This is a genomic window from Microbacterium lacus (assembly GCF_039531105.1).
GTDB lineage: Bacteria > Actinomycetota > Actinomycetes > Actinomycetales > Microbacteriaceae > Microbacterium > Microbacterium lacus.
In genome coordinates, this window is record NZ_BAAAPK010000001.1 from 1,999,191 (window position 1) to 2,012,606 (window position 13,416).

Annotated in this window: 12 protein-coding genes; 6 read left to right on the forward strand and 6 right to left on the reverse strand. The window is 69.2% G+C overall.

Features of this window, described 5'->3' with window-relative positions:
• Positions 1-7: 7 nt before the first annotated feature.
• Positions 8-544, reverse strand: coding sequence for a gamma carbonic anhydrase family protein (locus tag ABD197_RS09450; protein WP_344053869.1), 537 nt, complete (start codon positions 542-544; stop codon positions 8-10).
• On the reverse strand, positions 541-2,688 hold the full coding sequence (locus ABD197_RS09455; RefSeq protein WP_344053870.1) for an acyltransferase family protein: 2,148 nt from the start codon (positions 2,686-2,688) through the stop codon (positions 541-543). The genes ABD197_RS09450 and ABD197_RS09455 overlap by 4 nt, the downstream gene beginning before the upstream one ends.
• A 183-nt stretch (positions 2,689-2,871) precedes the next feature.
• Here ABD197_RS09455 and ABD197_RS09460 point away from each other — a divergent pair, with 183 nt between their 5' ends.
• Positions 2,872-3,357, forward strand: a complete 486-nt coding sequence (locus ABD197_RS09460) for a Dps family protein (RefSeq protein WP_344053872.1) — start codon at positions 2,872-2,874, stop codon at positions 3,355-3,357.
• Between the two features lie 51 nt (positions 3,358-3,408).
• Here ABD197_RS09460 and ABD197_RS09465 read toward each other — a convergent pair whose 3' ends face one another.
• From ABD197_RS09465 to ABD197_RS09480, 4 genes are read right to left on the reverse strand one after another with little or no spacing between them, the layout of a single operon-like run.
• A complete protein-coding gene (locus ABD197_RS09465) occupies positions 3,409-4,917 on the reverse strand; it encodes an amidohydrolase (RefSeq protein WP_344053873.1) in 1,509 nt (502 codons plus the stop codon).
• Positions 4,914-5,549: an FMN-binding negative transcriptional regulator gene (locus tag ABD197_RS09470; RefSeq protein ID WP_344053875.1), complete on the reverse strand. Its 636-nt coding sequence runs from the start codon at positions 5,547-5,549 to the stop codon at positions 4,914-4,916. The genes ABD197_RS09465 and ABD197_RS09470 overlap by 4 nt, the downstream gene beginning before the upstream one ends.
• 18 nt (positions 5,550-5,567) lie before the next feature.
• On the reverse strand, positions 5,568-6,566 hold the full coding sequence (locus tag ABD197_RS09475; protein WP_344053877.1) for an Fpg/Nei family DNA glycosylase: 999 nt from the start codon (positions 6,564-6,566) through the stop codon (positions 5,568-5,570).
• On the reverse strand, positions 6,566-7,111 hold the full coding sequence (locus ABD197_RS09480; RefSeq protein WP_344053879.1) for a ribose-5-phosphate isomerase: 546 nt from the start codon (positions 7,109-7,111) through the stop codon (positions 6,566-6,568). The genes ABD197_RS09475 and ABD197_RS09480 overlap by 1 nt, the downstream gene beginning before the upstream one ends.
• Before the next feature lie 70 nt (positions 7,112-7,181).
• On the opposite strand from ABD197_RS09480, the gene ABD197_RS09485 reads away from it, so the two are divergent.
• The 5 genes from ABD197_RS09485 to ABD197_RS09505 all read left to right on the forward strand — a co-directional run bounded on the left by ABD197_RS09485 (position 7,182) and on the right by ABD197_RS09505 (position 13,400).
• Positions 7,182-7,547, forward strand: a complete 366-nt coding sequence (locus ABD197_RS09485) for an ArsR/SmtB family transcription factor (RefSeq protein ID WP_344053881.1) — start codon at positions 7,182-7,184, stop codon at positions 7,545-7,547.
• Positions 7,544-9,229, forward strand: coding sequence for a SulP family inorganic anion transporter (locus ABD197_RS09490; RefSeq protein WP_344053883.1), 1,686 nt, complete (start codon positions 7,544-7,546; stop codon positions 9,227-9,229). Before ABD197_RS09485 ends, ABD197_RS09490 begins: the two co-directional genes overlap by 4 nt.
• Before the next feature lie 90 nt (positions 9,230-9,319).
• Entirely contained in the window at positions 9,320-11,863 is a 2,544-nt protein-coding gene (pepN, locus tag ABD197_RS09495) for an aminopeptidase N (RefSeq protein ID WP_344053885.1), read from the forward strand.
• A gap of 74 nt (positions 11,864-11,937) precedes the next feature.
• Positions 11,938-13,017 (forward strand): mechanosensitive ion channel family protein, encoded by a 1,080-nt coding sequence (locus tag ABD197_RS09500; protein ID WP_344053887.1) that lies wholly within the window; start codon positions 11,938-11,940, stop codon positions 13,015-13,017.
• On the forward strand, positions 13,014-13,400 hold the full coding sequence (locus tag ABD197_RS09505; RefSeq protein WP_344053889.1) for a globin: 387 nt from the start codon (positions 13,014-13,016) through the stop codon (positions 13,398-13,400). The genes ABD197_RS09500 and ABD197_RS09505 overlap by 4 nt, the downstream gene beginning before the upstream one ends.
• Positions 13,401-13,416 lie beyond the last annotated feature (16 nt).

Here is a 13,416-nt window from a genome sequence, read left to right on the forward strand (position 1 = left end):
TGCCTGTTCAGACCGGCCGGGCGCCCTCGTGCTCGCGGACGTGCTCGCGATAGACGACGGCGTTCCGGAGGATACCCGCCCGTTCTTCCTCGGTGAGCTCGCGGCGCACTTTCGCCGGCACACCGGCGACGAGCGACCCGGCCGGGATGACCGCGTCCTGGAGCACCACCGCTCCCCCGGCGACCAGGCATCCCTCGCCGATCACGGCGCCGTTGAGCACCACGGCGCCCATGCCGATCAGTGACGCGTCGCCGATCGTGCATCCGTGGATCACGGCATTGTGCCCCACGGACACGTTCTCGCCGATCACGACGGCGTGGCCGGGATCGACGTGGACGGACACGTTGTCCTGCAGGTTGCTCCCCGCACCGACCGTGATCGTGGCGCCGTCGGCCCGCAGCACCGCGTTGTACCAGACGCTCGTCTCCTCGCCGAGGCTCACCCCTCCGACCACGCGAGCACCGGCTGCGACGAAGACGGTGGGATGCAGTTCGGGGGTGCGTCCGGCGGCGGACAGGACGGAAGCGCCTTCAGCGATCGTCATGGTGTCGTCCTCTCCTGCAGCGCGTCGGAGATCGCTGCGGTGTACCAGGGTGCCAGGGTGTCCACGAAGCTCACCGTCAGATGATCCTGGTCGCGGTACACGTTGGCGCCGCCCACGACGGGCGCACACGTGTCGGCGTCGCAGAACACATCGGTGAAGTCCAGCAGTGTGACGCCCTCCAGACCGGATGCCGCGTCCCGAAGCGGATCGTCGGCGACGAGCAGCTCGGAGCGGGGACCGTCGCACAAGCTCAGGTCCTTCGTGCGCAGGCACTTGTTGGGATCCGTCTCCCACACCGGGTTGTCGACGACCGTGATGACAGGGATCCCGCGATCGAGGACCTCGCTCCACGCGTCGCGGTATCCGCCCACGGCGGCGTCGTGCGCCGAGTCGTAGCCGGCGGCGGAATAGGGCGTGGTGGCGATCGCCGCGGTGAACACCGCATCGAGATCGGCATCCGCCAGTGCCTCGGTGACGCCCGCGCGCCACTCGGAGCAGGCCTCGCCGAAGGCGCCCGGGGTGGACAGCGGAGTGGTGTTCCACGGGCACGCGCCCTTGAAGAACGTGGTGAGGTGCCAGCCGTTCTGCTCGGCCATCGTCTGGAACGTCGAGAGCAACTGGTAAGCGTGGCTGTCGCCGACGAGGGCGATGCGCGGCGCCTCGGGGTCGTCCGAGCCGAACTCGCACGACACGGGCCGCGCGTCGTTGAGCTGGACGAAGCACTGCTCGTCGCTCGGGCGGTCGACCCCCGCGAATCCCGGCGCGGGCAGGATCGTCGTGCCGAAGTCCGTCCCGGCGCACGACGCGTCGAGCACGACCGCCGCTCCGAAGCATTCCGGCGGGTTCTCCCTGAGCTCCGCGATCGCCCGCACTCCCGCGTTGTAGGTCGGCGCGTTCACGGCCCACGCGAGGCCCGCCGTGGCGGCGACGACCAGCATCGCCGCCAGCGAGGACCACAGGGTCACCCGCGCGGGGCGCGAAGTGAGCACCTTCCAACCGCGTGCCGGGTCCTCGACGAAGCGCTTCGTGAGCCAGGCGAGCACGAAGCACAGCGCCAGGAGAGCCAATCGGTGGTAGATCGTCAGTCCCCAGAACGGCACCGACGGGGCGATGATGATGAGCGGCCAGTGCCAGAGGTACAGCGAATACGAGATGTCGCCGACGAACTGCGCGGGCCGGATGCCGAGCAGGCGCGTCGGATACCACCAGCGCTCCGTGTTGGACGCCGCGATCACGGCGGCCGCGGCGAGTGTCGGGATCGCCGCCATGTAGCCGGGGAACGGGGTCTGCCCGTCGAAGCGGAGGATCACGACGAGCAGCACGATGACCCCGGCCCAGCCGAGGACGAAGCTGCCGATCGCGTTGCGGATCCGCAGCGCGGGGATGAGCGCCACCATCGCGCCCACGCCGAATTGCCACATCCGACCGAAAGTGACGAAGTAGGCCGGCGCGGGGTCGGTGATCGTGAAGATCACGCAGAAGATGAACGAAGCGATCGTGACCGCACCGAGCGCGATCAGGACAGCACGCCGTCGGGCGCCGCGGAAGAAGCGGATGCCGAGCCACGCCGCCAGCAGCATGATGAGCGGCCACATGACGTAGAACTGCTCTTCGAGCGAGAGCGACCAGTAGTGCTGGACGGTCGTGGGATCGCCCGCGTGGTTCAGGTAATCGGCGGAGTTGAGAGCCAGGTACCAGTTCTCGACGTAGAAGGTCGACGCGAGGATCTCGCGCACCTCGTTCGGGAGCGCCGAGGTCGGCGTGAGGTACGGCGACATCGCCACGAGCGCGCAGAAGAGCAGCACCAGCAGGGAGGCCGGCAGCAGACGACGCGCGCGCCGCGCCCAGAACTGGCTGAGACGCACCGTGCCGGTCGCGGTCAGCTCGCGCATCAGGTGCGCGGTGATCAGGAAGCCGGAGATGACGAAGAAGATGTCGACGCCGACGTAGCCGCCCGAGAACCGAGCCGGCCAGAAGTGGTAGAGCACGACCGCGAGGACCGCGATCGCGCGCAGCCCCTGCACGTGCGGGATGAAGCGCGAGGGCTCGGCGTGTTCGGGCGAGCGGTCGGCGGGCTCCCGCACGACGCTCCGCGACGGGACGTTCAGGTGCTGGGGTCCGAGGTCGTGATCGGCGGAGGGCACCCCTCGACGCTAGTCGGTGGGCGGCGGCATCCCTACCCGACCCGGCGACCGGCGCCGACTCCGTGTGCTGCGGGTTAGCGGAGCCTGTGCTTGCTTGCGGAATGCGGAGGCGTGAGTAGCGTTGGAGCACGCAGACGGACGGTGCACCCCGGCGCACGAACCGCTCATATGGAGGCGAAACAGATGACCGACACGCAGACCACCCCCGCAACCGCCGCCGACCCCACGGTCGCGGCCGGAACGGCTCAGTTCCTCACCCCGATCGCGCTCGGCATGCAGGCGCTGGCCGTGAACGGAAAGCAGGCGCACTGGAACGTGCGCGGCGCCAACTTCATCGCGATCCACGAGCTGCTGGACACGATCGTCACGCACGCGCAGGACGGCGCCGACCTCGCCGCCGAGCGGATCGTCGCCCTCGGCCTGCCGATCGATGCCCGCCTGGGCACGGTCGCCGCGAAGACGACCGCCACGCAGGTCCCCGCCGGCTTCACGCAGTGGGAGGACATGATCCGCGCGGTGATCGCCGACATGGACACGGTCTTGGTCGACGTGAAGGCCGCGATCGACGGGCTGGACGAGGTGGACCTGACGAGCCAGGACATCGCGATCTCGATCCGCGAACAGCTCGAGAAGGACCGGTGGTTCCTCTTCGCGCACCTCGCGGGCTGACCCGCATTCCGCAGAAGTGCTCTCGGCCGTCCGGTCGGGGGCACTTTCTCGTCAGCGGACGTGCGTCAGTCGGCCGCCGATCATCGTCGCCCGCACGATCATCGTCCGCAGTTCCCCCTCCGCTGCCCGCAGCGGATCGCGCTCGCACAGCACGAGGTCGGCGACCGCGCCCGGCTCGATCACCGCGCCGTGCGCCGATCCGCCGTGCGTCGAGGCGGCCAGCGCCGTCGCGGCATCCAGCCCCTGCTCGGGCCGCCACGCGGGCCTGCCGTCCCTTGTCCGCCAGACCGCTGCGGCGATCGCCGCCCACGGGTCCAACGGCGAGACGGGCGCGTCCGAGCCGAACAGGAGATTCGCGCCGGTGTCGGCGAGGGATCGCAGCGGATACGGCAGCGCCGTCTGCGCCGCCCACAGCGAATCGGTCAGATCCCGGTCGTCGATCGCGTGTTCGGGCTGCACGCTCGCGCCGACGCCCAAACGCCCGAACCGGGGGATGTCGGCGTGCGCCACGAGCTGCGCGTGCTCGATCGTGCCGTCCGCGCCCGTCAGGGCGAACGCGTCCAGCGCGTGCGAGTTCGCCACGTCACCGATCGCGTGGACCGCACACGCGAACCCGGCACCGGTCGCGGTCGTCAGGAGTTGGACGAGTCGCTCGGGAGACACGGTCAGCATCCCGTGGTTGTGCGGATCGCCAGGGTACGAGTGCGTGCATGCGGCCGTGCGGGTACCCAGCGACCCGTCGGTGATGATCTTCAGCGGTCCCATGTGCACGAGGTCCGAGTCCGACCCCCGTACGGGGTCACCGGTCCGCAGGCCCTCGGTGACCGCGCGCTCGAAGAGATCGGGGTAGACGCCGAACTCGACCCGCAGGGTGTCGAAGCCCGCGTCCAGGCGCCGCTGCCAGGCGGTCTCGTTCCACGCCATGTCCAGATCGACGAGTCCCACGACGCCTCGGGATGCCGCATCCTGCGCCATCGCGGACACGAGGGCGTCCGCGACCGCGGGTTCGACGTCGTTCAGGCGCCGTGAGATCTCGAACGCGGGGGCTTCGCGCAGCATCCCGTCACCGTCGGTCGGATGTCCCTCCCGCCGCAGCGCCGCGGTGTTCAGCCACACGCTGTGCACGTCCGCGTTGATCAGGTAGGTCGGCTCGTCGCCCGTGGCGGCGTCCAGCAGTTCGCGCGTCGGCAGATCGCCCCAGAGCGCGTCACGGAACCCGGTTCCGATGCGCCGTCCGTCCGACAGCACGGGCGCGTCGGCCATGATCCGCGCCGCGTGAGCCGCGGATTCGGCGTGTCCGAGCGCCTGGCGCTGCGCGACCAGGGCCCACTGAGTGACGTGGACGTGGTGGTCCCACAGCCCCGCGATCAGCCAGGCGCCGTCGGCGTCGAGCACGTCACCGCGAGGACGCAGGACGCCGGCCGGAGCGATGTCGATGATCCGGCCGTCCGCGACGAACACATCCACCGGGCCGTCGACCGGCAGGAACTCCCGGCCGGCTCCGGATACCCGGGCGCGGGTGATCGTCCCGACCGTCTGTCCGATCGCCGGCGCGCTCACGGGCGCACCCGCGCTTCCTGCGCGCGACGCATCTCGGCCGCGAGGGCGGGGTTGGCGAACGGACCATCCGCGTTGAGCTCGGCGATCACCGTCTCGACGACCTCGGCGGGCTTGTTCTGACTGAGCTTGCGCTTCGCGACGACCCGCGCGGGAGTGAGCCGGAATCCCACGGTGCCCCGTTCGAGCCGGTCGATGTACGAGGGATCGTTCGGCGGCGCCCACATGAGCCGGGGGTCCGGCATCCGCTCTTCGAAGTGGGCGACGAGATGCTCCAGCACACGAAGATTCTCCTCGGCGGAGAGGAGTTCGGGGACCCCGGCGAGGTGCGCCGAGATGAAGTTCCATGTGGGCACGGCGGCGACGTCGCCGTACCACCCCGGTGAGATGTAGCCGTGGGGTCCCTGTACGACGACGAGCAGTTCCTGCTCTCCCAGCGCATGGATGAGGTCGTCGGGCTTTCCGACGTGCCCGAGGATCGTGAGGTCGTCGCGTTCCGGGTCGAGCACGACGGCGTAGTGGGACGCCACGAGGCCTTCCGGTGTGGAGCTCACGAGCGTGACCCACGGGTTCCGTTCGATCAGAAGGCGCAGCTCCGCGACATCGGCCAGGGCGAAACTCGGGTTCTGACGCATCCCCTCAGCCTAGGCAGTTCACGCCTGGCACCGCGGGCACCAGTAGAGCTTTCGGGCCGCCATCTCCTCCACGACGATCGCCGTGCCGCACACCCGGCACGGCAGTCCCGCCCGGTGGTACACCCAATGCCGGTCATCGCGATGGGCCATCGCCGCGCGATAGGCATCGGGGTCGAGATCGTCCATCGTCATCATCTGGCCGGTCTCGACGCCGATCGCGAGCAGCCGCACCCAGTCGCGCCACAGCTCCCGGACGACCTCTTCGCGGACGTCACGCCCGGGCGTGTGCGGATTCTGACGCGCGCGGAACAGCAGCTCCGCCCGATAGACGTTGCCGATGCCGCTCACGACGGACTGGTCCATCAGCAACTGACCGATCGAGGTCGGCTTGCGGCGTACCACCTCGGTGAAGCGCTCCTCCCCTTCGGCCACGTCGTCCACGAGCGGATCGGGTCCGAGCCGGGCGATCGTCGCGGCGACCTCGCCGGGGGTCTGCAGTTCGCACGCCGTCGGGCCGCGCAGGTCTGCGCACGTGATCTCGGTCAGCAGACGCAACCGCACCTGCCCGACCACGTGCGGGGGCCACTGGTCCGCCTCATCCTGCAGGCCCGTCGTCTGCTCGGACATGCGCACGTGGACGCGGGCGCGCCGAGGTGCGCCGATCGACGTGAGAGAGTTCTCTCCCGCGTCGTCCAGGATCGGGACCTCGAGTGCGGTCCCGCGCTGATTCGTCTGGCCCATGCGCCCGTTGGCCGAGGCGATCGTGGGATCGACCAGCACCTCACCGGCGAAGTCCCAGGCGCCGTACATCCCGAGATGGACCCGCAGCCAGAGATCGTCGTCGAACGCGAGGAACATCTGCTTGCCGACCGCGCGCACCTGCGTCGCCGTGCGCCCGGAGATCACGCTCGCGCCCTCCGCGAATCGTCCCTGCGGACTGGATGCCGCCACTTCGCGACCGACGAAGTTACGGTCGAACTGACGGGCGATGCGATGGACGGAATGCCCCTCCGGCATCAGCCGGCTTCGGGGTCGAACGAGCTGTCGTCGGCAGCGAGGACGTCGGGTGTCCCGGCAGCGGCGCGCGGATCGGGCTCGAGCGATCCGTCCGTCTCGAACGCCGCGATCTGCGCGATGCGGCGCGAGTGCCGCTCCTCCCCCGAGAACGGCGTGGCGATGAAGAGATCGATGAAGGACGCGGCCTCCTCGAACGTGTGCTGGCGGGCGCCGATCGCGATCACATTCGCATCGTTGTGCTCGCGTGCGAGTTCGGCGGTCGCGATGCTCCACGCCAGAGCCGCCCGGATGCCGCGCACCTTGTTCGCAGCGATCTGCTCGCCGTTCCCGGAGCCGCCGAAGACGACGCCGAGCGCCTCGATGCCCGCCTCCTGATCGCGCACGACCGCCTGGGCGGCACGGATGCAGAACGCGGGGTAGTCATCCAGCGGCTCGTACTCGAGAGGACCGTGGTCGACGACCTCGTGGCCCTGTCCGGCGAGGTGATGCTGCAGCTGGGTGGAGAACTCGAGGCCGGCGTGGTCGGTCGCGATGTGGATGCGCATGGCCTTCATTCTAGGGAGGCGCCAGGTGACCCGGTCGACGGCTTCGATCCACCGATATGATGGTTTTATCATGTCGTTAACCCTTGATCAGCGTCCGCTCTACGAGGTCAAAGCCGGGCTGTTCAAGGGGCTGTCGCATCCGCTGCGCATCCGCATCCTCGAGCTTCTGTCGCTGAGTCCGGAAAGATCCGTCGCGCAGCTCCAGACCGAGACGGGTCTGGAGGCGTCCCACCTGTCGCAGCATCTGTCGGTGCTGCGACGTCATCGCCTCGTCCTCTCGGAGCGCCGGGCGAGCAGCGTCTACTACCGGCTCGCCTACCCAGAGGTGGCGGAACTGCTGACGATCGCCCGCCGCCTGCTGCTGCTCATGGTGACCGCCGACGGCGAACGCATCGCCGACGCAGCCTCCTTGCCCGCGCTCGGACCGACGGAGTGACCCGGGCCGGGCAGTACCTGCGCGCCCTCCTGCCCGCGCGGGGCGACTATCAGGCAGTGCGCCGAACCTGGCGTGGGGACCTGCTCGCCGGTCTCACCGTCGGCATCGTCGCGCTGCCGCTGGCCCTCGGGTTCGGCATCGCCTCCGGCGCCGGCGCTGCCGCCGGCCTCATCACCGCGATCGTTGCCGGCGTCATCGCGGCGGTGTTCGGCGGATCCCACGTGCAGGTCTCGGGGCCGACCGGGGCGATGGTGGTCGTGCTGGCGCCCATCGTCGCCGCCCACGGCGTGGGTGCCGTCGCCATCGTGAGCGTGCTCGCCGGCATCATGGTGCTCATCGCCGGGGCCGCCAGACTCGGCCGCGCCGTGTCCTTCATTCCGTGGCCGGTGATCGAGGGGTTCACGCTCGGTATCGCCGTCATCATCTTCCTGCAGCAGATCCCCGCACTCACCGGCGCCGACGTCGACGGCATCCTGCATTCGAACGTGGTCGTGACCGCCCTGTCCTCGCTCGCCGGGGCCGACCCGCGCTATCTCGCGTGGTCGCTCGCCGCCGTCGCGGTGGTCGCTGCGTGCATGTCCCTGCTGCCCCTCTGGCATCACGCCATTCCGGGTTCGCTGGTGGGCATCGTCATCGTCACCGTGCTCGCGCTCATCCTTCCCTCGCCGCTCGCGGTGATCGGCGGGCTGCCGACGGGACTGCCCGCGCCCGGCCTGCCGACGTTCTCGATCGACACGCTGGCCCGGCTCCTGCTTCCCGCGGTCGCCGTCGCCGCCCTCGCCGCGATCGAGTCGCTGCTGTCCGCTCGGGTCGCGGCGTCGCTCGCCGACACCGGTCCGTATGACCCCGACCGCGAGCTGGTCGGACAGGGACTCGCCTCGATCGGCGCAGGCCTGTTCGGCGGCATCCCGGCCACCGGCGCGATCGCGCGGACCGCGGTGAACGTGCGCGCGGGCGCCAAGACCCGGCTCGCCGCGATCTTCCACGCCCTCGTCCTGCTGCTGGTCGTGCTCGTGGCGGCGGGACCGGTCGGCGCCATTCCGCTCGCCGCGCTCTCGGGTGTCCTCATGGTCACCGCCGTGCGGATGGTGCACCTGGCCACCGCCCGCTCGATCCTGCGCTCCACGCGCGCGGACGCGATCGCATACCTCCTCACGGCGGTCGTCACCGTCTCGGTGGACCTGATCGTCGCGGTCGTCATCGGGATGGCGGTGGCCGGCATCTTCGCGATCCGGGGACTGTCGCGTGCTACCGGGGTGCATCGCGAGCCCATCGACGGACCGGCCGAGCCGGGTGATGACCGGATCGCGGTCGTCCGGCTGGATGGCCCGCTGTTCTTCGCGGCGGCGGACCGCGTCCTGGCGACGGTCACGTCGCTGCACGGCGTGACGGTGGTCATCCTGCGCATGTCTCACCTCGAGCTGGTCGACGCGACCGGTGCGCACGTGCTCTCCGAGATCGTCCAGCAGCTGGAGCGCCGCGGCGTGACGGTCCTGATCAAGGGCGTGCGCGAAGGTCATGTGGAGCTGTTCAGGACCGTCGGTGTGCTCAGCTCCCTGCGCCACAGCAAGCACCTCTTCGCGGAGCTCGCACCGGCGGTCGCCCATGCCCGTAGCCACATCGTCCGCGCGCCGGTGCCGCCGGCGCCCGATGACGACACCGGGTCCGCCGCGCGGGCCTGACGTAGGCTGGGGAGGTTGCCAGCGTCGGCCACCCGCCGGTCTCGCGATATCCGAACCCCCTACACGACCCCGTAGAACCTGGGAGTAGCAGTGCCTGGAGAGAACCTCACCCGCATCGAGGCGCAGGAGCGCCGCGCGATCGTCGACACCCACTCCTACGAGGTGGGACTCGATCTCACGAGGGGCGCCGAGATCTTCGGGTCGCGCACCGTCGTGCGATTCTCGGCCACGGAAGGCGCGGACACGTTCATCGATCTGATCGCCCGCGAGGTGCAGTCGATCACGCTCAACGGCCGCGACGTGCCGGTGAGCGCGTTCGCCGACTCGCGCATCGCGCTGGAGGGACTCCAGCGCGAGAACGAGCTCGTCGTGGAGGCCGACTGCCTCTACACGAACACCGGTGAGGGCCTGCACCGCTTCGTCGACCCGGTCGACGGCGAGGTGTACCTGTACTCGCAGTTCGAAGTGCCGGACTCCCGGCGCGTCTTCGCGGTCTTCGAGCAGCCCGACCTGAAGGCGACCTTCGCGTTCACCGTGACCGCTCCGGAGCCCTGGAAGGTCATCTCCAACTCGCCGACCCCCGAGCCGAAGAAGCACGGCGACGGCCGCGCGACGTGGGTCTTCGAACCGACGCCGCGGATCTCGTCGTACATCACGGCGATCGTCGCGGGACCCTACGAGGAGGTCCGCTCCGAGCTGACCAGTGCGTCAGGTCGCGTGATCCCGCTCGGCGTCTACGGCCGCAAGAGCCTCTGGCAGCACCTGGACGCCGACTACATCTTCGACAAGACGCGCGAAGGATTCGCGTACTACGAGGAGAAGTTCGACTACCCCTATCCGTTCGCGAAGTACGACCAGCTGTTCGTCCCCGAATTCAACGCCGGAGCGATGGAGAACGCCGGCGCGGTGACCTTCACCGAGACGTACGTCTTCCGCAGCAAGGTGACCGACGCCGTCAAGGAGCGCCGCGTCGTCACGATCCTGCACGAACTCGCCCACATGTGGTTCGGCGACCTGGTCACCATGAAGTGGTGGAACGGACTCTGGCTGAACGAGTCCTTCGCCGAGTGGGCCTCCACGATCGCGACGGCCGAGGCCACGGAGTGGACCGAGGCCTGGACGACGTTCAACGCGATGGAGAAGACCTGGGCGTACCGCCAGGATCAGCTTCCCTCGACCCACCCCGTCGTCGCCGAGATCAACGACCTCGAAGACGTGCAGGTGAACTTCGACGGGATCACGTACGCCAAGGGCGGATCGGTCCTCAAGCAGCTCGCCGCGTGGGTGGGCATCGAGCAGTTCTTCGCGGGCGTCGCCGCCTACTTCAAGAAGAACGAGTGGAGCAACACCGAGCTGTCCGACCTCCTGACCGAGCTCGAGACCACGAGCGGGCGGGAGCTCGGGACGTGGGCCAAGAAGTGGCTCGAGACGGCGGGGGTCAACACCCTCGCGCCAGTGATCTCCGAGGACGCCGACGGGGTGATCACGCGCTTCGCGATCACCCAGACCGCGCCCGCCGACTACCCGACGATCCGTCCGCACCGTCTGGGCGTGGGCTTCTACAACGTGACCGACGGCGCCCTCGAGCGCGTCCACCACGTCGAGCTCGACGTCGACGGCGACCTCACCGAGGTGCCGGAGCTCAAGGGACAGCGCCGGCCCGATCTCGTCCTGCTCAACGACGAAGATCTCGCGTACGCCAAGATCCGCCTGGACGAGCGGTCTCTGCGCACCGCGATCGAGCACCTCGGGGGCATCGCAGACCCTCTCGCTCGCTCGCTCGTGTGGGGCGCCGCGTGGGATCAGACCCGGGATGCCGAATCCTCGCCGTCGGACTACGTCGACCTCGTGCTGCGCAACATCGGACGCGAGACGGAGTCGACCACCGTCCGCACCACGCTCGCCCAGCTGCAGCTGGCGGCGAACTCGTACGTCGCGCCGGAGAAGCGCGAGTCCACGCGCGCGAAGGTCGCGGACGGGCTCTGGCAGCTCGCCGAAGGGGCCGAGGCCGGAAGCGACAGCCAGCTCCAGTTCGTGACCGCCTTCGCGACGGCGGCCTCCACTCCCGCGCACTGGGACACCGTGCAGGCACTTCGCGACGGTTCGCAGACCCTGCCGGGACTGGAGATCGACACCGACCTGGCGTGGCAGCTGCTGATCTCACTGGCAGCAGGCGGCCGGGCTGATGCCGCCGCGATCGATGAGGCGCTGGCCGATGACAACACCGCCAAGGGCGGCGAGTTCGCCGCGCAGGCGAAGGCCTCGATCCCGTCCGCGGAGGCCAAGCGCGCCGCGTGGGACTCGCTGATCGCGAAGGACGACAAGCCCAACACGATCGTGCGCTCCACGGCACTCGGCTTCCAGCATCCGGCCGGCGTCGAACAGCTGCGCGACTTCGTGGCGTCCTACTTCGACATGCTGCTGCCGATCTGGAACTCGCGCTCGTACCAGATCGCGCAGTACATCATCGTCGGGCTGTACCCGGCTCCTCTGGCGAACCGCGAGCTGCAGGACGCCACGCGCGCGTGGCTGCGCGCCAACCCGGACGCCGCGCCGGCACTCCGCCGCCTCGTGGATGAGAACCTCGCCGGTGTCGAGCGGGCTCTTGCGGTCCAGGACCGCGACGCCTCGTAATCGATCGACCGTCATCGGATGCCTCGGCGCCGCATTCAGCGGGCGCCGAGGCATCCGTCGTTAGGCTGGATCCGATGATCTCGATCTGGACGGAAACCGGCCCTGCCCTCATCGATCCCGCCTTCTGGGCGCCGATCGGAGTGTTCTTCCTCGAAGCCGGAATGAATCTGCTGCGCGTGCTCGGCATCCTCATCGGCGCCCTCGTCGTCGGGTGGATCCTTCGATTGGTCATTCGCCGCGTCGTCAACCGGATCGTCAACGGAGCGAAGGACAAGGCGAACGTCGACGACACCCAGGCGCTCGAGCGGTCCCCGCTCGCGTCGATCCGGCTCGTTCAGCGCACGCGGACGCTCGGGTCGATCCTGCAGAACGTCGTGAACGTGGCGATCGTCATCGTCACGATGCTGTTGATCGTCACTCTGCTCGCCCCGGATGCGCTGGGTTCCCTCACGCTCCTCACCGCGGCGGTGGGCGCCGGTCTGGGATTCGGCGCGCAGAACATCGTCAAGGACGTCCTGAACGGAATCTTCATCGTCGCGGAGGATCAGGTCGGCATCGGCGACGTCGTGGATCTGGGGCTCGCGACCGGGATCGTCGAGTACGTCAGCGTCCGGATCACCACCGTCCGCGACGTCAACGGCACGCTCTGGTACGTCCGCAACGGCGAGATCACCCGCATCGGCAACATGTCGATGGGCTGGTCCCGGGTCATCGTCGATCTGGCTCTGCCGGTGGACACCGACGTCGACGAGGTCGAAGCCGCCATGATGGAGACGATGAAGGAGCTCGCGAAAGATCCGAAGTGGCGGACGCGCATCATCGAGAAGCCCGAAGTCTGGGGCCTCGAGTCGATCTCGGGAGACGCACTCGTCATCCGCCTCGTGATGAAGACGCGAACCAACGCGAAGGACGACGTCGCCCGAGAACTGCGGATGCGGGTCATGAAGGCCATCGACACGATGGGGCTCACCCTTCCGCAGCTCAACTCGATCGTGCTCACCGGCCCCGAGGGTGCGCAGCGGGTGCGCGGCGCGAACCCGCCCCGGACGAAGCCCACGACGGCCGTCACGGCGCCCCCGCCGCCCGAGCGCCCCATCTGGCGGCCCAAGCGCACGCCGAAGTCCCCTCCGGAGAACCCCGAGGGCTCGGCGTGACGCTCTCGTTCTACGACGAAGTCGGAGGACACGAGACCTTCGCGAGGCTCGTGAACGCGTTCTACCGCGGTGTCGCGACCGACGATGTGCTGCGTCAGATGTACCCCGAGGAGGATCTCGGACCGGCGGCGGAGCGATTGACGCTGTTCCTCGAGCAGTACTGGGGCGGACCCACGACCTACAGCGCGCAGCGCGGACATCCTCGTCTGCGCATGCGGCACGCCGCGTTCCACGTCAATCCCGACGCCCGCGACCGCTGGCTCCAGCACATGCGCGCCGCCGTCGACGAGCTCGACCTCCCACCGCTGCAGGAGGCGACACTGTGGGACTACCTGCAGCGCGCCGCATTCGCGATGGTGAACACGTTCGAACCCACGCCCTGACCGTCCGTCGACGAAG

Coding starts and splice junctions, on each gene's coding strand:
- ABD197_RS09450 (WP_344053869.1), bottom strand. CDS start 544: ATGACGATCGCTGAAGGCGCTTCCGTCCTGTCCGCCGCCGGACGCACC.
- ABD197_RS09460 (WP_344053872.1), top strand. CDS start 2,872: ATGACCGACACGCAGACCACCCCCGCAACCGCCGCCGACCCCACGGTC.
- ABD197_RS09470 (WP_344053875.1), bottom strand. CDS start 5,549: ATGCGTCAGAACCCGAGTTTCGCCCTGGCCGATGTCGCGGAGCTGCGC.
- ABD197_RS09475 (WP_344053877.1), bottom strand. CDS start 6,566: ATGCCGGAGGGGCATTCCGTCCATCGCATCGCCCGTCAGTTCGACCGT.
- ABD197_RS09480 (WP_344053879.1), bottom strand. CDS start 7,111: ATGCGCATCCACATCGCGACCGACCACGCCGGCCTCGAGTTCTCCACC.
- ABD197_RS09485 (WP_344053881.1), top strand. CDS start 7,182: ATGTCGTTAACCCTTGATCAGCGTCCGCTCTACGAGGTCAAAGCCGGG.
- ABD197_RS09500 (WP_344053887.1), top strand. CDS start 11,938: ATGATCTCGATCTGGACGGAAACCGGCCCTGCCCTCATCGATCCCGCC.